This window comes from Piscinibacterium candidicorallinum (assembly GCF_047549485.1).
Classification (GTDB): Bacteria; Pseudomonadota; Gammaproteobacteria; order Burkholderiales; family Burkholderiaceae_C; genus Piscinibacterium; species Piscinibacterium candidicorallinum.
The window spans coordinates 2102509-2122775 of record NZ_CP180191.1 but is presented as its reverse complement, the minus strand read 5'-3'; the positions used below and the strand labels follow the sequence as shown (position 1 = coordinate 2122775).

The 20267-nt window shown below is 66.8% G+C and carries 17 protein-coding genes; 5 read left to right on the top strand and 12 right to left on the bottom strand.

The features are described from left to right. Nucleotides 1–40: 40 nt before the first annotated feature. Nucleotides 41–1993, top strand: a complete 1953-nt coding sequence (locus ACMDW7_RS09570; RefSeq protein WP_377301151.1) for an amidohydrolase — start codon at nucleotides 41–43, stop codon at nucleotides 1991–1993. A 64-nt stretch (nucleotides 1994–2057) separates the two neighbouring features. Here ACMDW7_RS09570 and ACMDW7_RS09565 read toward each other — a convergent pair whose 3' ends face one another. The 8 genes from ACMDW7_RS09565 to ACMDW7_RS09530 form a co-directional block, all read right to left on the bottom strand. Continuing rightward, nucleotides 2058–4031 (bottom strand): M61 family metallopeptidase, encoded by a 1974-nt coding sequence (locus ACMDW7_RS09565; protein WP_377301153.1) that lies wholly within the window; start codon nucleotides 4029–4031, stop codon nucleotides 2058–2060. Nucleotides 4032–4204: 173 nt separating this feature from the next. Beyond that, nucleotides 4205–5263, bottom strand: a complete 1059-nt coding sequence (locus tag ACMDW7_RS09560; RefSeq protein ID WP_377301154.1) for an XdhC family protein — start codon at nucleotides 5261–5263, stop codon at nucleotides 4205–4207. Between the two features lie 158 nt (nucleotides 5264–5421). Then, nucleotides 5422–5991 carry a CoxG family protein gene (locus tag ACMDW7_RS09555; RefSeq protein ID WP_377301156.1) on the bottom strand — a complete coding sequence of 190 codons (570 nt, stop codon included), beginning with the start codon at nucleotides 5989–5991 and terminating at the stop codon, nucleotides 5422–5424. Further along, nucleotides 5988–7244, bottom strand: a complete 1257-nt coding sequence (locus ACMDW7_RS09550) for a vWA domain-containing protein (protein WP_377301158.1) — start codon at nucleotides 7242–7244, stop codon at nucleotides 5988–5990. Before ACMDW7_RS09550 ends, ACMDW7_RS09555 begins: the two co-directional genes overlap by 4 nt. Nucleotides 7245–7250: 6 nt before the next feature. Beyond that, nucleotides 7251–8159, bottom strand: a complete 909-nt coding sequence (locus ACMDW7_RS09545) for an AAA family ATPase (RefSeq protein WP_377301160.1) — start codon at nucleotides 8157–8159, stop codon at nucleotides 7251–7253. Between the two features lie 7 nt (nucleotides 8160–8166). Continuing rightward, the gene (locus tag ACMDW7_RS09540; protein ID WP_377301162.1) at nucleotides 8167–8958 is read right to left on the bottom strand and encodes an FAD binding domain-containing protein; all 792 of its coding nucleotides are present in this window, start codon (nucleotides 8956–8958) and stop codon (nucleotides 8167–8169) included. Between the two features lie 15 nt (nucleotides 8959–8973). Next, a complete protein-coding gene (locus ACMDW7_RS09535; RefSeq protein ID WP_377301164.1) occupies nucleotides 8974–11355 on the bottom strand; it encodes a xanthine dehydrogenase family protein molybdopterin-binding subunit in 2382 nt (793 codons plus the stop codon). A gap of 10 nt (nucleotides 11356–11365) precedes the next feature. Next, nucleotides 11366–11833: a (2Fe-2S)-binding protein gene (locus tag ACMDW7_RS09530; RefSeq protein ID WP_377302527.1), complete on the bottom strand. Its 468-nt coding sequence runs from the start codon at nucleotides 11831–11833 to the stop codon at nucleotides 11366–11368. Between the two features lie 270 nt (nucleotides 11834–12103). Between ACMDW7_RS09530 and ACMDW7_RS09525 the strand changes: the two genes are divergently transcribed. The 4 genes from ACMDW7_RS09525 to ACMDW7_RS09510 all read left to right on the top strand — a co-directional run bounded on the left by ACMDW7_RS09525 (nucleotide 12104) and on the right by ACMDW7_RS09510 (nucleotide 17025). Then, nucleotides 12104–13648 (top strand): ABC transporter ATP-binding protein, encoded by a 1545-nt coding sequence (locus tag ACMDW7_RS09525; protein WP_377301166.1) that lies wholly within the window; start codon nucleotides 12104–12106, stop codon nucleotides 13646–13648. Continuing rightward, the gene (locus tag ACMDW7_RS09520; protein WP_377301168.1) at nucleotides 13635–14729 is read left to right on the top strand and encodes an ABC transporter permease; all 1095 of its coding nucleotides are present in this window, start codon (nucleotides 13635–13637) and stop codon (nucleotides 14727–14729) included. Before ACMDW7_RS09525 ends, ACMDW7_RS09520 begins: the two co-directional genes overlap by 14 nt. 118 nt (nucleotides 14730–14847) lie before the next feature. Further along, complete coding sequence (locus ACMDW7_RS09515) at nucleotides 14848–15777, top strand: ABC transporter permease (protein WP_377301170.1); 930 nt, start codon at nucleotides 14848–14850, stop codon at nucleotides 15775–15777. 150 nt (nucleotides 15778–15927) lie between these two features. After that, entirely contained in the window at nucleotides 15928–17025 is a 1098-nt protein-coding gene (locus ACMDW7_RS09510) for a BMP family ABC transporter substrate-binding protein (protein ID WP_377301172.1), read from the top strand. Nucleotides 17026–17118: 93 nt separating this feature from the next. On the opposite strand, the gene ACMDW7_RS09505 is transcribed toward ACMDW7_RS09510, so the two are convergent. The 4 genes from ACMDW7_RS09505 to ACMDW7_RS09490 form a co-directional block, all read right to left on the bottom strand. Then, entirely contained in the window at nucleotides 17119–17661 is a 543-nt protein-coding gene (locus ACMDW7_RS09505) for a hypothetical protein (RefSeq protein ID WP_414859536.1), read from the bottom strand. Between the two features lie 136 nt (nucleotides 17662–17797). Further along, a complete protein-coding gene (locus ACMDW7_RS09500; protein ID WP_377301176.1) occupies nucleotides 17798–18115 on the bottom strand; it encodes a DUF705 domain-containing protein in 318 nt (105 codons plus the stop codon). An 11-nt stretch (nucleotides 18116–18126) separates the two neighbouring features. Next, a complete protein-coding gene (locus tag ACMDW7_RS09495; protein WP_377301178.1) occupies nucleotides 18127–19017 on the bottom strand; it encodes a CsgG/HfaB family protein in 891 nt (296 codons plus the stop codon). 214 nt (nucleotides 19018–19231) lie between these two features. Then, complete coding sequence (locus ACMDW7_RS09490; RefSeq protein WP_377301180.1) at nucleotides 19232–20095, bottom strand: CsgG/HfaB family protein; 864 nt, start codon at nucleotides 20093–20095, stop codon at nucleotides 19232–19234. Nucleotides 20096–20267 lie beyond the last annotated feature (172 nt).

The window sequence follows — 20267 nt, the reverse complement described above, 5'->3', positions numbered from 1 at the left end:
ATCAAGGGCCGCGGAAAACAACCACTTCTGGGAGAACGCTATGAAGAGACGTTTCGTTCTGACGGCCATGGCAGGTGCCGTGGCGGGTCTCGCGGTACCTGCAGTGACGATGGCTGCAAGGGCAGCAGCACCCCGCGCCGATCGAATCTGGACCGGCGGCGCCATCATCACTCTGAATGACAAGGCCATGCGCGCTCAGGCTATTGCCGAAGCGGGCGGCAAGATCATTGCGGTCGGTACGCGCGCGCAAGTGATGAAGCTGCGCGGGCCGAATACACAGGTCATCGATCTGCAGGGCAGGACGATGGTGCCGGGCTTCGTGGATGCGCACGGGCACATGATGATGGGTGGGCTTCAATCGCTGAGCGCGAACCTGCTTGCCCCGCCGGACGGCGAAGTTCAGGACATCGCGGCCCTGCAGCGCACCATGCGCGCCTGGATTGCTGCCAATCAAAAGACAGTGGCTGCGGTCAATCTCATCATCGGGTTCGGGTACGACGATGCCCAGCTCAAGGAGCAGCGGCACCCGACGCGCGATGATCTGGACGCCGTCTCGAAGGACGTTCCGCTTGTGGCGGTTCACCAATCCGGCCATCTGTGTTCGCTGAATTCGAAGGCGCTTGAGGCTGTGGGCTTTACCTCAGCGACCAAGGACCCGGCAGGCGGTGTGATCCGACGGCGTGATGGCTCCCAGGAGCCCAATGGCGTACTGGAGGAGACCGCATTCTTCAATGCGGTCTACAAGCTGCTGCCGTCGATCGGCCCGGACGGCATGAAGGTCTTCGCCCGCGAGGGCGCAAAGCTGTGGGCGCGCTTCGGCTACACCACAGCCCAGGAGGGCCGCGCTACACCGGCCACACTGAAGCTGCTGCGGGAGGTGGCCAATGAAGGCGGCTACCAGATCGATCTTGCCGTCTACCCGGATGTGCTGATCGACCGGGAAGCGATTCGTACCAACGTCAGCAAGACCTACACCAAGAGGATGCGGGTTGCAGGCGCCAAGCTCACCATTGATGGCAGCCCGCAGGGCTTCACCGCTTGGCGTGATCGGCCGTACTACAAGCCCGTCGGCAACTATCCGAAGGGCTATTCCGGCTATGCCGCGGCATCGGCCGAGGAAGTGATGAGCGCCATCAGCTGGGCCACCGAGAACGACATCCAGATCGTCACGCACTCCAACGGTGAGCGCGCATCCGATCTGCTCATTGCCAGCCACATGGCAGCACAGGCGCGCTTCGGCAAGGGCAAGGCCCTGCGCCCTGTGCTGATTCACGGGCAGTTCCTGCGTGAGGAGCAGCTTGATCGATTCAAGTCGCTCGGCGTGATCCCCAGCCTGTTTCCGATGCACACCTTCTATTGGGGTGACTGGCACCTCAACCAGACGGTGGGGCCTGAGGCTGGCATGAACATCTCGCCCACGGGCTGGGCACGCAAGCGAGGGATGATCTTCACCTCGCACCACGATGCGCCGGTGGCTTTCCCCAATTCGATGCGTGTGCTGGATGCCACGGTGACGCGCCGTGCCCGGGGGTCGGGGCGCATCGTCGGGCCGCAGCACCGCGTGGACGTCATCACAGCCTTGAAGGCCATGACCATCTGGCCGGCGTACACGCTGTTCGAAGAAAGCAGCAAGGGCACGCTGGAAGTTGGCAAGCTCGCGGACTTTGTCATCCTCAGCAAGGACCCCACGGCGGTCGTGCCCTCGACCATCGCCGACATCCAGGTGACCGAGACCATCAAGGAGGGCGTGAGCGTCTTCAAGCTGCCACAAACTGCCGCCAACAGCACGAATGAGGCAATGACCGAGACGTTCTCGCGCATGCTGCATCGCATGGCGCACCCGCAAGCCGCGCCTGCCAGCGCAGCGGGCTCGCCAGAGTTTGCGCGGTTCATGGCGCAAGCTGCTTCCGCGGCACCACCCAACGAGGGTGTCAGCTGCCAGTCCGACGTCATGATGTGGCTGGCCGACGCGATGGCGCGCGGCGGTTCCTGATCGAACCGATGCACCCGCGTGCAGGCTGTGCCGCGGCCTGCGCGCGGTGTGTGAGTGCGGTCGCCTAGCGTGCGCCTAGCAGCGTGCCCAGGCGCTCCTGGGCGCCCTCGATCCGCTCCAACTTCGGAAAGCGCAGGCCACCGCGGTAATCGATGCGCACGCGCTTCCACGCGTCGGCGTCCTTGACGATGAGTTCGATTGGCGCCTTGCCTTCGGTGTTGCCCTTGACAGCCGTGGTGAGCCGCTCGGCGCTGTAGCTGCGATCGGCCACGGCCATGATCTGCATCTGCGGGGCAAGGCCGGCCTTGAAGGCGGGGCTGTCCCAGGCCACGCTGGTGATGCGCCCCTCGTTGTTGACCATAAGGCCCAGCGAGTACGCAAAGTCGGCCTCCTGCTGGCCGCGGCGCGCCCAGGGCGGCACAAATTTGCTGGGCTCGGTGCTCCACGTCAGGCGCCAGCCGGCGCGCTTCAGTCCGTCGAGCGCCGCATTTCCGCCACGTGCATCCATTCGCTCGCGCAGCAGGCCGCGCCAGTCGTGAGCCGCAATGCCATTGAGTGTGTTGATGACGTCGTCGAAGGTGTAGGTCAGCGCTCGGATCTCGGCGTTGGGCCCGGTGCGGCGCGTGTCCTCCACACCGAAGAAGGCTCGCGCGAAGTCGTCCATGCTCTTTGCACCGCCGGTCTTCTCGCGCAGGATCATGTCCACTTCGAGCCAGATGAGCGTGGCTTCGTCGTAGTAGTCGGCGCTGCGCTCCCAGTCGCGCCACTGCTTGTCGCGGGCGGCGCGGATGGTGCCTTCGTTGGTGGTGTCCTGCAGGTTGCGCCAGGTGCGGCCGGCGCGGGTCTCGTAGCTGGCGGCCACGCGGGCGAACTGGTCGATGGCCTGCTCGGTCGAGGTCAGGCCGCTGCGTGCCGCAAGAATTCGCCCCCAGAACTGCGTCTGTCCCTCGTACAGCCAGAGCAGGCTGTTCTGCATGGGCAGGTTGAAGTTCGGCGTGAAGAGATCGGCCGGGCGGCGGTACTTGCCGTTCCAGCTGTGCACGTACTCATGCGGCAGCAGTTCGCGCGAGCCCACGCCGCGCGCCCAGTCCTTGAAGTAGTCGGTGCGCACCCCGTTCTCGCTGCTTTCGTGGTGTTCCAGGCCGATGCCGCCCAGGCGATCGCTCACCGCGAGCAAGAACTCGTACTGGCGAAAGTGACGGCTGCCAAAGAGCTTGTCGGCCTGCTGCACGAGCTTCCTGTGAGCCTCGATCTGCTCGGCACTGGCTTCAATTACGGCGGGGTCATCCCCCATCATGAACAGCTGCACGGGGCGGGCGGTGCCCGGCGCATCCAGGGCAACGCGCTTCACATGGCGCCCTGCAAACACGGGCGAGTCCACCAGGGTTTCCAGGCTGGCGCTCTGGTACTCCACCACCTTCATGCGCCGGCCGTCCACCGTCGTCACGTTTGCGGCCTGCACGCGCAGCGCGGTGCCCGGCTCCCAGTCGGCGGGCAGACGCAGCTGTGCCGCAAACGGAATGCGGCTGGCGTAGTAGCCAGCCGGATAGAGCAGGGCGATGTTCCACTGCAGGTTGAACATTTCGGGCGTGATCACCACGCGGCCGGCGCTCTCGGCCAGGGGGGTGAGCGCCTGGAAGCGCACATCGATGCTGCGCACGCCGGTCGGCACGTCCACATGGAAGGCATAGGGGTCGAGCGTGTCGCGCTTCCAGTCGATGGGCTTGCCGCCGGCGCTGACCATCAGGCCGGCCATGCGGGACACATCCCCGTACGGCCCATGCGTGCCGGGCAGCCAGCGCGGGTAGAGCAGCGTCACGCGGCCGGGCGCAACGGGAATGCTCTGCTGCACCTGGAAGATGCGCCGATCGAGATCAGTGGCGTCCACCGTCAGGCGAATGGTGCCCGGGTAGTCCGCATCGCGCGGAGCCGGCAGGTTGGCGCCCTGGGCCTGAGTGCTCACCGCCCCGAACGCCAGTGCCGAAATACACAACAACACGCCGATCCAATGGCGCACACGCAGAGCAACCAGGCTCATCGTCCCTCCCTTGTGGTTTGGCTTCTTTTGGGCCCAGCGTCTTGAGCAAGACGCGTGGAGAGCGGCGAAGCTAAACGATGGCGCCAGCGCCTGTGGGCCGGTCGGTCAGGGCGCCCGGGCCAGTTGGAGGTGGGCGCACAGACAATCCGCGTGATCGCAACCTCACCGCGGCATCAGGTGTCGTGCGGGGTGTCGGATGCGCCGTACACCCGATCCGGAATCACGCAGCCCGAGTTGTCTGACAGCTCAGCGGCGTCCTTGGCCTCGCCCACGGTGGTCAGGCGCTGCGTGTCCACGCCGTTCTTGGCGGCGATGATCTGCGCCATGATGGACACGGCAATTTCAGGCGGCGTGCGGCTGCCGATGTAGATGCCCACCGGGCCGTGCAGCTTCTCGCCCTCGGCCTCGGTCACGCCGAACTCCAGCAGGCGGGCGCGGCGCTTGGCGTTGTTGCTGCGCGAGCCGAGCGCACCCACATAGAACGCCGGACTCTTGAGCGCCTCCATCAGTGCGAGGTCGTCGAGCTTGGGGTCGTGCGTGAGCGCAACCACGGCGCAGCGCTCATCGAGTTTCATCGCCATCACGGTGTCATCCGGCATGGTGCGCACGAGCCTGGTGCGCGGCACGTCCCAGAGCTCGGTGTATTCCTCGCGCGGGTCGCAGACGGTCACATCAAAGTCGCAGCCCAGGGCCATCTGCGCCAGAAAGCGGGAGAGCTGCCCGCCGCCGATCAGCAGCAGGCGCCAGCGCGGCCCGTGGATGCTGACAAGCGTCTGGCCGTCAAAGGCCATCTGCGCATCGGGCGCGGCGGTGGCGAGTTCTGCCGCGCCGCTGCCCATGGCCAGGGTGCGCTGCACCAGTTCGCCGGCCTGCAGGCGGGCCAGCAGTTCGGGCAGGCGGCTGTGGGCAGCCAGCGGTTCGATCACGAGCTGGATGGTGCCGCCGCAGGGCAGGCCGAAGCGGCGCGCTTCATCGGCGCTCACGCCGTAGGTCACGGCATAGGGCAGGGCCTCGTGGATGCCGCCCTTGCGCACGCGGTCCACCATGTCGTCTTCGATGCAGCCGCCGGACACGCTGCCCGCCACCTGACCGTCGTCGCGCATGGCCATGAGCGCCCCGGGTGGCCTCGGCGACGAACCCCAGGTCTTGACCACGGTGACCAGCAGCACGCGGCGGCCGGCAGCCAGCCAGTCGCAGCTGGTCTTCAGGACTTCAAGGTCAACGGAATCCATGGAGACGTGCGTAGTGGATCGTCAAAATCGGCCAAGAACAAAAAGAATCTGCTAGATGCGACTTTCCGCATTTCTATAGCCGTTCTTCAGGCATTTACATCTGCAATGCAAGAGCAATAAAGATCAGTATCGGACAGAATCTGTGCAGAGCCGCATCTTCAGGCCCCAAACAGGCGCTTCAACCAGGCCGTGAAGCGGCCCCACAGGCCCGCCGGTACTGCAGCGCCTGGCTGGGCGGGGGCCGGCGCGTCGGCGCCGGCTGCCTCCGTTCCCGGCGCCGGGCCGAAGCGCGCCGAGAAGCGCTCGAAGAAGTCATCGGCCATCTTGGCTGCGGCGCCGTCCACCAGCCGGCTGCCGATTTGCGCAAGCTTGCCGCCCACCTGGGCGTCCACGTCGTAGGCCAGCTGTGTGCCCTTGGTGCCGCCCTCGATGGCCGACGACAGCGTGACGGCCGCCTTGCCCTTGCCAAAGCCGGCCACGCCGCCCTGTCCATCAAAGGCCAGGGTGTAGCTGGTGGGTGGGTTCACGTCCGACAAGGTGATGCGGCCCTTGAACTTGGCGCTCACGGGGCCGACCTTGGCCGTCATCTGCACGGTGAGTTCGGTGTCTGAGACGCGCTCGATCGACTCGCAGCCGGGCACGCAGGCCTTGAGCACCTCGGGGTCGTTCAGCGCATCCCAGACGGCCTGCTGCGGCGCGGGCACAAATCGGGCGGACGACATCTTCATGGTCGGGGGTCCTGTCGCAATGGGAACGCGGGTGAAGCGGCGCGGTGGCGCAGCTGCTCGATGGCCTGCGCCAGCTGCGCCACGCTGGCCAGATTGTGCACCGGCAGGTGGGCGTGCACGTGGGGCAGGACTGCGCGCACTCCGAGTGGCTTGGCCTCAAAGCCCGCATAGCGCAGCAGCGGATTGAGCCAGAGCAGGCGGTGGCTGGACAGCGCCAGGCGCTCCACCTGGGCGCCCAGCGGTGCCATGCCGGCTTCATCGGCCAGCTCGGCGTCCAGCCCGTCAGAGATCAGCAGGGTCAGCGCCCCGCCTGTGAGCACGCGACGGCCCCAGCGCTGGTTGAACTCGGTCAGGCAACTCGTCAGCCGCGTGCCGCCAGCCCAGTCCGGCGCCGCACGGCCGGCTCGGGCCAGGGCAACGTCCACATCGCGCTGCCGCAGCTGTCGGGTGATGCGCGTCAGGCGCGTGCCGAACAGAAACACCTCCACCCGGGCGTCGTCATTGGCCAGGCGGTGCAGAAAGAGAAGCAGCAGCCGGGTGTAGCGGTCCATGCTGCCGGAAATGTCGGCCAGCACCACCAGCGGCCGGCGGCGCGGGCGCGGTGCGCGCCACGCCAGCTGCGCCAGCTCGCCCGTACGCGTCATGCCCGAAAGCGTCCTGCGCGCATCCACCCGGGCATGGGCCTGCGCGGCGCGCGCCGGGCGCGGGCGGCGGCTGGCGGCCAAGGGCGCAGGCAGGGGCATGCGCCGCAGCTCGCGGCGCACGGTGGCCAGCTCATCCAGGCTCAGGCTCTCGAAGTCCTTGTGCGCCAGCAGCTCGCGCGGCGACAGGCTCATCGCGGCGTCCAGCTGTACTTCTTCCTGCTCCTGCGGCAGCTGCGGCGCCTGCGGGCGTGGGGCGCGCAGGCTCTGCTGCACGCGGGCAAAGAGGTCGGGCCGCTTCTGCTCGGTGGGGCTGGTGCGGCCGTAGATGGTGGGCAGCAGCAGGCGCATCATCTTCTCGGCCAGACGCGGGTTCTGCCAGTACACGGCAAAGGCCTGCTCGAACACCGGCAGATGTTCATGGCGCTTGACGAGCGTGGCGGCCAGCGCTGCCTTGAAGACCTCGCGCGACTCGATGCCTGCCGCCTGCACGGCGGCCTGCGCGTCCTGGATCTGCCCCGTGCCCATCGGAAGGCCCGCGCGGCGCAGGGTACGCGCGAAGTAGGCGATGTTCTCGGCGAGCTTCTCGGTGCCGCGCAGCTGGACGAGCATGGCGCTTCAGCCCAGCAGCTCGGCAATGCGCTCGCGGTTCAGGGCGGTCACGTCGTCCTGGTACTTGAGCAGTACACCGAGCGTGTCGGAGATCACCTCGGGGTCCAGCGCGGCAGCGTCCAGCGCGATCAGCGCCTCGGCCCAGTCGATCGCCTCGGCAATGCCCGGCGCCTTGTAGAGATCGAGGGCGCGCAGCTTCTGGCTGAAGGTCACGACCTGCTGCGCAAGCGCCGCCGGCAGGGTGGGCAGCTTGCGCTTGAGAATCGCGAGTTCCCGCGCCGTGTCCGGGTAGTCCACCCAGTGGTACAGGCAGCGCCGGCGCAATGCATCGTGGATCTCGCGCGTGCGGTTGCTGGTGATGATGACGTTCGGCCGCTCCCTGGCGCGCACCGTGCCCAGCTCCGGGATCGTCACCTGATACTCCGCGAGCAACTCGAGCAGATAGGCCTCGAAGGGCTCGTCGGCCCGGTCCAGCTCATCGATCAAGAGTACGGGGGCCGCTTCGCCTTCGGGTGGATCGATGGCCTGCAGCAGCGCGCGTTTCTCTAGGAAAGCCGGCTGGTAGATGCCGCGTGACAAGGCCTCGCGGTCTTTTTCGCCTGCCGCTTCCGCAAGACGAATCTCCATCAGCTGGCGCGGCACGTTCCATTCGTAGACGGCGCTCGCCGTGTCCAGACCTTCGTAGCACTGCAGGCGCACCAGGCGCTTGTTCAGTGCCCGCGCCAGGGTCTTGGCAATCTCGGTCTTGCCCACACCGGCCTCGCCCTCCAGAAGCAGGGGCTTGCCCAGGCTCAGCGCCAGAAAGGCGGTGGTGGCCAGCGCGCGGCTGGCGAGGTAGTCGTGGGTGTCGAGCAGGGTGGAGAGGGCGTCGACACTCGTCGGCGCCCCCCGGGCTGTGGCGGCCGGTTCGCTCAATCGGGCCTCAGCGCTTGCTCGCCGCCTCTACCGCCCGCGCCGTCAGCACCGGAATCAGGTGGGCACGGTACTCGGGCGTGGCATGCAGGTCGCCGCTCAGGCCGTCCGCGGAGAGCTTCACCGCCTTGGCGGCGTCGGCTGTAAAGCTCTTGGACAGCGCGGCTTCCAGGTCCTTGACGCGGAACACGCAGCCCGCCGCGCCCGTCACAGCCACGCGCACGCCGCCTGCGGTCTGTGCGACGAACACGCCCACCAGCGCAAAGCGCGAGGCCGGGTTCACGAACTTGATGTAGGCCGCCTTCATCACACTCGGAAAGCGCACGCTGGTGATGAGCTCGCCTTCTTCCAGCGCGGTTTCATACATGCCCTTGAAGAAGTCGTCCGCCGCAATGCGCCGCTTGTGCGTGACGACGGTGGCGCCCAGCCCCAGCACCGCCGCCGGATAGCAGGCGGCAGGGTCGCTGTTGGCGAGCGACCCGCCGATGGTGCCCATCGCGCGCACCTGCCGGTCGCCAATGCCGCCGGCGAGTTCGGCCAGCGCAGGGCAGGCGCGCTGCACATCTGCGTTGCCGGCGACATCGGCGTGGCGGGTCATGGCGCCCACCACCACGTCGTTGCCATCCATGCAGATACCAACGAGTTCCTTGACCCCGGCCAGGTCGACCAGGTTGCCGGGCTGCGCCAGGCGCAGCTTCATGGCGCCGACCAGACTTTGCCCGCCGGCGAGGAACTTGCCGCCACCGATCTTGGATGCGGCCTCGGCGACCGTGCCGGCGCGGGTGTATTCGAATGCGTACATGCGTGTTCTCCCGGTTCAGGCCCTGGCGGATTGGATGGCAGACCACACGCGCAGCGGCGTGGCCGGCATGTCGAGGTCCTTCACGCCCAGGGGCTTGAGTGCATCCAGCACGGCGTTGATGAGCGCCGGTGGCGAGCCGATGGCCCCGGCCTCGCCGCAGCCCTTGGTGCCCAGCGGGTTGTGGGTGCAGGGCGTCACCACCGTGTCCACATCAAAGCTCGGCAGATCGTCGGCGCGCGGCATGGCGTAGTCCATGTAGCTGCCGGTGAGCAGCTGGCCGCTGTCGCGGTCATAGACGCAGTTCTCCAGCAGCGCCTGGCCGATGCCCTGGGCCAGCCCGCCATGCACCTGGCCTTCCACGATCATCGGGTTGATGATGGTGCCGAAGTCATCCACTGCGGTGAACTTGACCACCTGCACCACACCGGTGTCCGGGTCCACCTCCACCTCGGCAATGTGGGTGCCGGCGGGGTAGGTGAAGTTGGTGGGGTCGTAGAAGGCGGTCTCGTCCAGGCCGGGCTCGAGCTTGTCCAGCGGGTAGTTGTGCGGCACGTAGGCCGTGAGCGCAATCTCGGCAAAGGCCTTTTTCTTGTCGGTGCCAGCCACCTTGAACTCGCCGTTCTCGAACACGATGTCCGCGTCGCTGGCCTCCAGCAGGTGCGCGGCAATCTTCTTGCCCTTGGCGATCACCTTGTCCAGCGCCTTCATGATGGCTGCGCCGCCCACCGAGATGCTGCGCGAGCCGTAGGTGCCCATGCCGAAGGGGATGCGGCCGGTGTCGCCATGCACCACATCCACGTTCTCATAGGGAATGCCGAGCTTGCTGGCCACCACCTGCGCAAAGGTGGTCTCGTGCCCCTGGCCGTGGCTGTGACTGCCGGTGAAAACGGTCACACTCCCCGTGGGGTGCACGCGAATCTCGCCGGCTTCAAACAGGCCGGCCCGCGCGCCGAGCGCCCCGGCAATGTTCGAAGGCGCCAGACCGCAGGCCTCGATGTAGCTGGACAAGCCGATGCCGCGCAGCTTGCCGCGCGCCTTGGCCTCGGCCTGCCGCGCCGGAAAGCCCGCGATGTCGGCCAGCTTGATGGCACGCTCCAGGCATTGGTTGTAGTCGCCAATGTCGTACTGCAGGGCCACGGGCGTCTGGTACGGGAAGCTGGTGATGAAGTTGCGGCGGCGAATCTCGTCCTGGCTCAAGCCCAGCTCCCAGCCGGCGCGCGTGACGATGCGCTCTAGCAGGTAGGTGGCTTCCGGCCGGCCCGCGCCGCGGTAGGCATCTACCGGTGCGGTGTTGGTGAAGTAGGCATCCACCACCACATGGATGGCCGGCGTCGTGTACTGACCTGCCAGCAGCGTGGCGTACAGGATGGTCGGGATGGCCGAGGCAAAGGTGGAGAGATACGCACCCATCGCCGCCTGGGTATGCACGCGCAAGCCCAGGAACTTGCCGTCCTTGTCCATGGCGAGTTCGGCATGGGTCACATGGTCCCGGCCGTGCGCATCGGACAGAAAGGCCTCGGAGCGGTCGGCCGTCCATTTCACCGGCCGGTTGATCTTCTTAGCGGCCCAGGTCAGCGCCACATCTTCGGCATAGAGATAGATCTTGGATCCGAAGCCACCGCCCACATCCGGTGCCACCACGCGTACCTTGTGTTCGGGCAGGCCCATCACAAACGCCGTCATCAGCAGGCGTTCGACGTGCGGGTTCTGGTTCGAGACGTAGAGCGTGTAGCTGTCGCCCGCGCGGTCATACACCGCGTTGGCGGCGCGCGGCTCGATGGCATTGGGCGCCAGCCGGTTGTTGATCAGGTCGATCTTGGTGATGTGCGCGGCCTTGGCAAACGCGGCGTCCGTCGCGGCGGCATCGCCCAGCGCCCACGTGTAGCACTTGTTGTCGGGCGCGGCGTCGTGGATCGCAGGCCCCTTTCCTGCGGCTGCGTCACGCACATCCACCACGGCGTCATGCACCTCGTAGTCGACCTCGACCAGCTCGGCGGCGTCCTTCGCCTGGGTGAGGGTCTCGGCAATCACCATCGCCACATGGTCACCCACATAGCGCACCTTGCCCTGCGCGAGGATGGGGTGCGGCGGCTCCTTCATGGGCGTGCCGTCGGTGCTGGTGATCAGCCAGCCGCAGGGCAGGCCGTTGATCTTGTCGGCGGCCACATCCGCGCCGGTGTAGACCGCGATCACGCCGGGCGCAGCGGCCGCGGCCTGCGTGTTGATGGAGGTGATGGTGGCGTGCGCATGCGGCGAGCGCACGAAGAAGGCATAGCTCTGGCGCGCCAGGACGATGTCGTCCGTGTACTGACCGGTGCCGGTGAGAAAGCGGGCATCTTCCTTGCGCAGTGCGCGCGCGCCGATGCCGTTGGCGATGGTGGATTCGGTGGCTCCCATGTCCAGCTCCTTAGGCGCGCATGCCGGCAGCACCCTGCTGCACAGCCTTGACGATGTTGTGATAGCCCGTGCAGCGGCAGATGTTGCCCTCGAGCATGTGGCGGATCTCGCCTTCGCTGGCATTGGGCTGCTTGTTGCACAGGTCCACGGCGCTCATGACCATGCCCGGGGTGCAGAAGCCACACTGCAGGCCGTGACACTGGCGGAAGGCTTCCTGCATCGGGTGCAGGGTGCCGTCTGCCTTGGCCAGGCCTTCGATGGTGGTGACGGTTGCGCCGTCGAACTGCACGGCCAGCGCAGTGCAGGCCTTCACGGCCTGACCGTTGACCAGCACGGTGCATGCGCCGCACTGGCCGGTATCGCAACCCACGTGGGTGCCGGTGAGGGCCAGGTGCTCGCGGATGAACTGCACCAGCAGCATGCGCGGATCGATCTGCGCGGCCGCGGCCTTGCCGTTCACCGTGATGTTGACGGACACGGACATGTCTTCCTCCTCGTTGTGGCGGGCTGCCGCCTTGCGCGTACAGCCTTCAGGGTCTTGCCGGGATAGGCGAGGTCTCGCTGCAGAGGCGAGGCCGACAACTTTGTTCTTGGAGACGAATCAACAACAGCCGGCCGATTGAACACACCGACCCGCGCCTTTGCAAGGCGTGGTGCAGCAAAGCGCGCTGCGGGCCTGCGGGAATGTCCTGCGGCAGGCTGACCCAGGGCCGCTCAATACAATCCGCGCCTTCATCAGAACGTCAACATGACTGCACCGCGGCTCCTCCTCTCCGGCATCACCAAGCGCTACGGCAGCCTGGCGGCCAACGACGGCATCGACCTCACCGTGGCCCCCGGCGAGATCCATGCCGTGCTGGGCGAGAACGGCGCGGGCAAGTCCACGCTGATGAAGATCATCTACGGTGCCGTGCAGCCGGACGCCGGCCAGATGGAAATCGACGGGCAGAGCCTGGGCGCCCACGACCCCCGCGCCGCTCGGGCCAAGGGCGTGGCCATGGTGTTCCAGCACTTTTCGCTGTTCGACACGCTCACGGTGGCCGAGAACGTCTGGCTGGGCCTGGACGGGCAGGAGGACCTTGCCAGCATCAGCCGCCGCGTGGCCGAGGTGGGTGAGCGCTACGGCCTGCCGCTGGACCCGGCGCGCGCCGTCCACACCCTGTCGGTGGGTGAGCGCCAGCGCGTCGAGATCATCCGCGCGCTGCTCACGAATCCGCGCCTGCTGATCCTGGACGAACCGACCTCCGTGCTCACGCCGCAGGCGGTGGAGCGCCTGTTCGTCACTCTGCGCCAGCTGGCCGCCGAGGGCTGCAGCATCCTGTACATCAGCCACAAGCTGCACGAGATTCAGGCTCTGTGCGACGCTTGCACGATTCTGCGTGGCGGGCGGGTGACGGGTCGGGTGGATCCCCGCAAAGAGACCACGGCGAGTCTGTCGCGCCTGATGATCGGCACCGAGCCGCCGGTGCTGGAGCATCACGACCGCACGCCCGGTGAAGTGGCGCTGGCGGTGCGTCGCTTGAGCCTCGCTGCCAGCGGGCCGTTTGGTGTCGCACTGCAGAACGTGAGCATTGAAGTGCGGTCCGGCGAAATCGTCGGCATTGCCGGCGTGTCCGGCAACGGCCAGGCAGAGCTGCTTGCCGCGCTGTCGGGCGAGCAGCCGCTGCCGCGCACGCTGGATGCGGATGCCGTCACCGTGAACGGGCAGGGCGTGGCCCACCTCGGGCCGCAGCGGCGCCGTGCAGCGGGCCTCGCCTTCGTGCCGGAAGAGCGCCTGGGGCGCGGTGCGGTGCCCACGCTCGCGCTGAACGACAACCTGCTGCTCACGCGCAGCACCCCGCAGACCCTGCGCGCCGGCTGGGTGCGTTGGGGCGCCGTCAGAAGCCTGGCAGCGGAGGTGATCCAGCGCTTCGGCGTCAAGGCTGCGGGCAGCGGTGCTGCCGCGCGCAGCCTGTCCGGCGGCAACCTGCAGAAGTTCATCATGGGCCGCGAGATCAGCAGCCAGCCGGCCGTGCTTGTGGTGGCGCAGCCCACCTGGGGGGTGGACGTGGGCGCTGCGGCGCAGATCCACCGCGAACTGCTCGCTTTGCGCGACGCCGGCTGTGCCGTGCTGGTGGTCAGCGAGGAGCTGGACGAGCTCTTTGCTCTGACCGACCGCCTGCATGTGATGGCCGGTGGTCGCTTGTCCCCCAGCATCACCACCCGCGAGGCCAACACCGAGCAGATCGGCCAGTGGATGAGCGGGTTGTGGAGCGCCGCATCAACAACGGAGGCCGCCCATGCTGCGGCTTGAACCCCGTGCCGTGCCCTCGCGCGGCTGGGCCTGGGCCTCGCCCGTGGTCGCCGTGCTGCTCACGGCCCTCATTGGCGCGCTGCTGTTCTCCGCCTTGGGCAAGGACCCGCTGCAGAGTCTGGCCACCTTCTTCTGGGAGCCGATCAAGAGCCGCTACGCGCTCACGGAGCTGGCCGTGAAGGCTACGCCGCTGATCCTGTGCGCACTCGGCCTGGCGCTGTGCTTCCGGGCGAATGTCTGGAACATCGGCGCAGAAGGGCAGTTTCTTGCAGGGGCCATGGGCGGCGGCTGGCTGGCGATTCAGCTCGGGCCACAGGCCGGGCAGGGCTGGCTGGCACTGGTGCTGCTGGCGGGCATTGCGGGCGGCATGGCCTGGGCGGCCATCACGGCGCTGCTGCGGGACCGCTTCAACGCCAACGAGATCCTGGTAAGCCTGATGCTCGTGTACGTGGCGCAGCAGTTGCTCAATTACCTGGTGTTCGGGCCCTGGAAAGACCCCATGGCCTTCAACTTCCCGCAGACCAAGATGTTCGAACCCGCGGCGAGCCTGCCGCTGCTGCTGGAGGGCTCGCGCCTGCACCTGGGTTTTGCGCTGGCGCTGCTGCTGGTGCCGGTGGTGTGGCTGTTCATGCAGCGCAGTTATGCCGGCTTCCAGATGCAGGTGGGCGGGCTGGCGCCGCTGGCGGCGCGCTATGCCGGGTTTTCGTCACGCGCTGCGCTCTGGACGGCGCTGCTGGTCAGCGGCGGCTTTGCCGGGCTGGCCGGCGTGGTGGAGGCCACCGGGCCGCTCAAGCAGCTCACGCCGCATGTGTCGGTGGGCTACGGCTTTGCGGCCATCATCGTGGCCTTTGTGGGCCGGCTGCATCCGGTGGGCGTGGTGCTGGCGGCGCTGCTGATGAGCATGTTCTACATCGGCGGCGAGCTGGCGCAGAGCCGCCTGGGTCTGCCCGCTGCACTGACCGGCATCTTCCAGGGCCTGCTGCTGATCTGCCTGCTGGCTTGCGACACGCTCATCCACAGCCGGCTGCGCTGGATCGGGATCGGTGGGTCCTCAGCGCGCGCCTTGATTGGCCAAAAATGATTTATTTTCAATCGATCAAAAGCGACTTTCCGCATGTTTGCAGCCAATCTTCTGGCGATTGCATGTTTTCAGAAAATTGGCCGAAATTGATTTCACCATCTGAGCGGCAGGTGCGCTGATGGATACGCTCGCGGCGCTCATCGCTGTCTCGCTCAACGCCGGCACGCCCCTGCTGCTGGCCGCCATCGGCCTGCTCATCAATGAGCGGGCCGGTGTGGTGAACCTGGGGGCGGAGGGCATCATGCTCGTCGCCGCCGTGGCCGGCTTTGCCTGCGCGCTGCACTTTGGCGGCAGCGGTGCGGGCACGGCGCTGGCCTTCGGTGCTGGGGCACTCACCGGCGCCGCCATGGCCGCGCTCTTTGGCCTCCTGGCCATTTATCTCAATACCAACCAATACGCCACCGGCCTGGCCTTTGCGCTGCTGGGCGTGGGCCTGAGTGCCTTCGTAGGCGAGGGCTTTGTGGGCCAGAACCTTGCCGCACCCGCCAAGGGTGTGCCGGGGCTGGAAGACCTGCCGGTTGTGGGCAAGGCCTTCTTCAGCCACCACTGGGGCGTGTATCTGGCCATGGCAATGACCGCACTGGCCGCCTGGTGGCTGTTCCGCACCCGCTCCGGCCTCACGCTGCGTGCGATCGGCGAGAGCCCGGAATCCGCTCACGCCCTGGGCTACAAGGTACGCGCCATCCGCCTCGCGGCCGTGGCGGTGGGCGGCGCCTTCTGCGGCATGGCGGGCGCGTATCTCTCCACGGTCTACACACCGATGTGGGTCGAGGGCATGGTGGCCGGGCGCGGCTGGATCGCGTTGGCGCTCACCGCCTTTGCCACCTGGCGGCCGGGCCGCGTGGTGGTTGGCGCCTATCTGTTCGGCGCGGTGACCATGCTGCAGTTTCACTTGCAGGGTCTGGGCGTGCAGGTGCCGGCGCAGTTCCTGTCCATGCTGCCGTATCTGGCCTGCATCCTGGTGCTGGTGCTGATCTCCCGCAACCCGCAGTGGATCCGCCTGAACATGCCGGCCAGTCTGGGCAAACCCTTCACGCCAAACGCCTGATCGACCCGGCTCATAGGGTTAACCGCGCCTAGGGCTTTCACCATGCGGCCCGGCGGCGCGTGTTGCGCTGCATAAAATTTCAGTTCCATTACAGGCCGCGCAGGATCCAGCACATCCCGCCGCGGCCATCGTTTTTCTGGAGCCCGCTGAATGAACAAAACGATCCGCCTGCTGGCCGCCGCGCTCGGTGCCGCCAGTTTCTCCGTGGCCGCGCAAGCGCCTGCCGCAGCCCCGGCCGCCGGTGCCAAACCGCCCATGACCGTCGGCTTCGTGTACGTGAGCCCGGTGAGCGACGCCGGCTGGACCAGCCAGCACAACCGCGGCCGCCTGCAGATGGAGCAGGCGCTCAAGGGGCAGGTCACCACCCGCTTCGTGGAGAAGGTGACTGAAGGGGCGGACGCCGAGCGCGTGATCCGCGAGATGGCGTCTTCCGGCGCCGGGTTGATCTTCACGACCAGCTTCGGCTTCATGGACCCCACCATCCGCGTGGCCCAGCAGTTCCCCAACGTGCGCTTCGTGCACGCCACCGGCTTCAAGACGGCGCCCAACGTGGCCACCGTCAACGCCCGCTTCTATGAAGGGCGCTACCTCGCCGGCATGGCCGCTGGCCGTACCACCAAGAGCAACGTGATCGGCTACGTGGCCGCCTTCCCCATCCCGGAAGTGCTGCAGGGCATCAACGCCTTTACCCGCGGCGCGCGCGAGGTCAACCCCAAGGCCGAAGTGCGCGTGGTCTGGACGGCCAGCTGGTTCGATCCGCCCAAGGAGCGTGACGCCGCCACCACCCTGGTCAACCAGAAGGCCGACGTGCTGACCCACCACACCGACTCCACCGCGGTGGTGGCCGTGGCCGAAGAGCGCGGCATCCGCGCCGTGGCCTACCACAGCGACATGAGCAAGTTCGGCCCCAAGGCCCAGATCGTCGCCGTCACCCACCACTGGGGCGACTACTACACCCAGGCCGCCCGCGAAGTGCTCGCTGGCACCTGGAAGACCAGCCAGACCTGGGGCGGCATCAAGGCCGGCATGATCAAGCTCGACGGCTGGAACGCGAATGTGCCCGCGGACGTGCGCAAGGCCATCGAAGCCCGCCAGGCTGACATCGTCGCCGGCAAGTTCCACCCCTTCACCGGCCCGGTCAAGGACAACACCGGCAAGGTCGTGTGGGAAAAGGGCGCCATGGACGACGCCTCCATGGGCAAGATGAACTACCTCGTCGAAGGCGTGGTGGGCAACCTGCCGAAGTGATCTGGCTTGCCGCCGGCTGAGGGATGGCTGGCGGTTGAAATGAAAACGGCGCCTGCTTGGGAAAGCGGCGCCGTTTTTCTTTGGTTGCGCACACTACATGTGCTGGAACTTAGCTGCCAGGACGGCGTATTCCTTCAGTTCGTCGCTTGCGTGGGGGTTGCGTTCAAGGAATACATTGATCAGCGATGTTGTATCCGGGTGATGCAAATGGTTGAGGCCGTGCAGCGCCGCCATCTGGCAATGCTCCTGGGGTAGCGCAAGGATGCGCTGCAGCGTCTCCCACATCACTTCTTGCATCAGTAAATCCTCGCCGCCGCGTTCGCGGACTCGTCCACCCGCGTGCCAGTCATACGCGAACGAGTCCCACCACATGTAGGGAGCGCTATCGAGCGGATGGTCTGCGAACAGGTCTGCGTAGAGGTGGTACATCGAGCGCACGAAGCTCTCGCGGACCTCGAACGGAATGCCCTGCTCGAAGGTCAGGTGGGACGCCGCCGCATTGAACGCGCCACCGTGAATTGCCCAGAAACCGCTCTCAAGCTGGTCGTCTGAAAAGCGATCTATCAGGAACTTCGGGTTTGAGAACAGTCGGATGTACTGACCGATCAGCTCCCGCTCATCGAACATGAGGGACAAGCCGTAGTACCAAGGCTCCACGCCATTGCGTGGCGCTGGTGGGACTGGCGGTCGGTTGAAGATGAAGTCGACGAAAACATCGAACGCCCAACCGCGTAGGTCGTAGTTGTACGGAGGGATACCGGTAGGCATCGAACTACGAGGCATCCGGTGAATTAGGGGCAGCGAGCTGCTGCGCCTGTGATGGATACACATGCACGCACTGCCGCCATTCGCTCACCGGCTGATCGTCGATGTAGGCCGTAGGTTTGGGCAGGAACGCGACAAATAGCCCTTCAATCCCCAGCTCAATTGCCGACTGCCGCGCGTACTCAGCCCCGCCGGAGCTCCACAGATAAAGCTCCGCGCCTTGCGCGTGAAGGCGCCTGAGTTCCGATACCACGCCCGGCATCGGAATCCGTTTGGCGCCGACGGAGCGGATCAGGGTGTCGTCAACGTCCACGTAAAGGATCAACGCCTGGCTCCTCAGCCCTTCTTCACCTGCACACTCGCCGGCGGCTGCTCCTTCGCGACGATCTTCTGCGCCTGAGTGGCCACCTTGTTGACGGCGTCCAGCATGGCGGCGGCCACGACCTTGCCTTCGTTGGTGTTGCCCCAGCCCAGGCCGCCGGCGCCGCCGAGGCGGCCGAAGATCAGACCGCCCACGCCCATGTCGGTGGCGCGCGCGGCGCCTTCGGCGGCGATCACCTGCTCGGTGGTTTCGTTGTCGGTCACGAACAGGGTGATCTGCGCCTCGGCGAACTTCACGCCGGACAGCGCGCCCGCGTACTGGCCCACGCCCGGAATCTGGCTGACCACGCCGCCAATGGCCGCGCCGGCGTTCTTCTCGCTGAACACCAGGTTGGGGATGATGGTGAACTGGCTTTCGTAGACCTTGCCCTTGGGGTTCACGGTGCTGTTCTTGCGCGTGAGACCCTCGTTCTGCAGCTCGATCTCCTGCTTGGTGGCATTCAGGCCGATGAAGCGGTCCACCACGCGAAAGCAGCCGCTTTGCTGCAGCATCAGGCGGATCAGTGGCACGGGGCTCTCCGGCAGGTTGGGGTAGCGGCCGCTGGTGGCGTAGGCGTAGCCGCGCGGGTTCTCGCTCACGGCCACCACGGCGATGGGCGCGTCACACTTGACCAGGCTCTTGGCCTCGCCCTTGGCGCCGTCCGGCCCGGCGCTGCCCGTGACCACGCTGCCGCCCTTGCCGGTTTCCACATTGCGTGCGGCGTCCAGCGCGGCGCTGGCTTTCTCCTGCGCGCTGTGAGCGGCTTCCTTGGCGCGGTCGCAGCCGGCGAGCAGGGTGAGCGCGGCGATCAGCGCCAGGGGCAGGGCGCTGCGCTTGAACGGGGCGAATGGTTGGCGGTGGTGCATGGTTTTCCTCCGGAGGTGGCGCGATGCCGGCACGTTGCTGGCTGGGCTGTCGCGCGAAGTGCGGGGTCGCCCAGACGGGTTCCCGCTTGTCCCATGCGGTTCTTCAGCCATTTTGGTCTGGAAAGCCGCATGAATGCTGGGTCTGGCATTTCAGGTCTGCAAAGAAAACGGCCGGAAGATCCGGCCGTTGACCTCGCTACTGCATACAGGGTGCTTACTTCTTCTGGGGCGGATTGCCCACGGCCTGACCGGCCGGCGTGCTGCCACCCTGAACACCCAGGCGGCCACCGGTGCCCAGGCCACCCTTGACTGTCTGCGCGCGGTAGTTGCGTGCGGCCTTGACCACCTGGTTGTAGCTGTCCATGAAGGCGGCGGTGATCACCTTGCCTTCGGGCGTGTTGCTGTAGCCACCCAGGCCGGCGATACCTGCGCCGCCGCCGAGGAAGCCCATGCCGGCGAAGTCATAGTTCTTGGCGCTGCCCTGCGCGGCGATCAACTGCACGCTGGAGCGGGTGTCGATCATCAGCAGCACCGTGGTGGCCTCGTTGGCGCGGATGCTGCCGGCGATGGCCGTGATGGCGCCCAGCGCGCCTGTTCCGATGCCGCCGCGCATGCCGCCGGTGCCCTTTTCAGAGAACACGATCTCGGGCTTGATGATGTAGTCCGCAGCGACCATCTGGCCCTGCTGCATGGAGCTGTTGTTGCGCAGTTCGCCGGAGCGGGCGAGGTTGCGCTCGCGCTCTAGGTTGTTGAAGCTGCGGCCACGCTCCACGATCACGAAGCAGTTGCTCTGCTGGATCATCAGGCGCAGCAGCGGCACGGTGGAGCCGAGCTTGCGGTCCCGAGCGGAGAACCACCAAGGCGCGGTCTGGTCTTCGTCCAGCGCCACGGTGCCCAGGGTCTCGTCGCACTTTTCGAGCTGCTTGTTGGCGTTCTGGGCATCGGCGCCGCCCGCGGAGCCGGTGGCGGTGGTGCCGCCGGCGCCCATTTGCGGCATGGTGCCCTGGCAGGCGGTGAGCAGCAGCGCGCCCAGGAGCGCGGACAGTGCTGCAAATCGACGTGGATTGCGTGCTGACATGATCTATCCCCCTAAAAACACAGCGCGGCGCCGGGCACGAGGAGCCCGTGATGTTCGCAGCAGGCATCGGTGCAGGTGCACCATGCGCTGCGCGAGGTGGCTGACGCGCGACGAAGAGCAGCGTAAGCGTAACGGCGGCGTGACGCGAGCGCTCGGATTACTCATGCCCTGT

Coding starts and splice junctions, on each gene's coding strand:
- ACMDW7_RS09510 (WP_377301172.1), top strand. CDS start 15,928: ATGAACAAAACGATCCGCCTGCTGGCCGCCGCGCTCGGTGCCGCCAGT.
- ACMDW7_RS09495 (WP_377301178.1), bottom strand. CDS start 19,017: ATGCACCACCGCCAACCATTCGCCCCGTTCAAGCGCAGCGCCCTGCCC.
- ACMDW7_RS09560 (WP_377301154.1), bottom strand. CDS start 5,263: ATGGATTCCGTTGACCTTGAAGTCCTGAAGACCAGCTGCGACTGGCTG.
- ACMDW7_RS09570 (WP_377301151.1), top strand. CDS start 41: ATGAAGAGACGTTTCGTTCTGACGGCCATGGCAGGTGCCGTGGCGGGT.
- ACMDW7_RS09535 (WP_377301164.1), bottom strand. CDS start 11,355: ATGGGAGCCACCGAATCCACCATCGCCAACGGCATCGGCGCGCGCGCA.
- ACMDW7_RS09555 (WP_377301156.1), bottom strand. CDS start 5,991: ATGAAGATGTCGTCCGCCCGATTTGTGCCCGCGCCGCAGCAGGCCGTC.
- ACMDW7_RS09515 (WP_377301170.1), top strand. CDS start 14,848: ATGGATACGCTCGCGGCGCTCATCGCTGTCTCGCTCAACGCCGGCACG.
- ACMDW7_RS09540 (WP_377301162.1), bottom strand. CDS start 8,958: ATGTACGCATTCGAATACACCCGCGCCGGCACGGTCGCCGAGGCCGCA.
- ACMDW7_RS09490 (WP_377301180.1), bottom strand. CDS start 20,095: ATGTCAGCACGCAATCCACGTCGATTTGCAGCACTGTCCGCGCTCCTG.
- ACMDW7_RS09525 (WP_377301166.1), top strand. CDS start 12,104: ATGACTGCACCGCGGCTCCTCCTCTCCGGCATCACCAAGCGCTACGGC.
- ACMDW7_RS09550 (WP_377301158.1), bottom strand. CDS start 7,244: ATGCTCGTCCAGCTGCGCGGCACCGAGAAGCTCGCCGAGAACATCGCC.
- ACMDW7_RS09520 (WP_377301168.1), top strand. CDS start 13,635: ATGCTGCGGCTTGAACCCCGTGCCGTGCCCTCGCGCGGCTGGGCCTGG.
- ACMDW7_RS09565 (WP_377301153.1), bottom strand. CDS start 4,031: ATGAGCCTGGTTGCTCTGCGTGTGCGCCATTGGATCGGCGTGTTGTTG.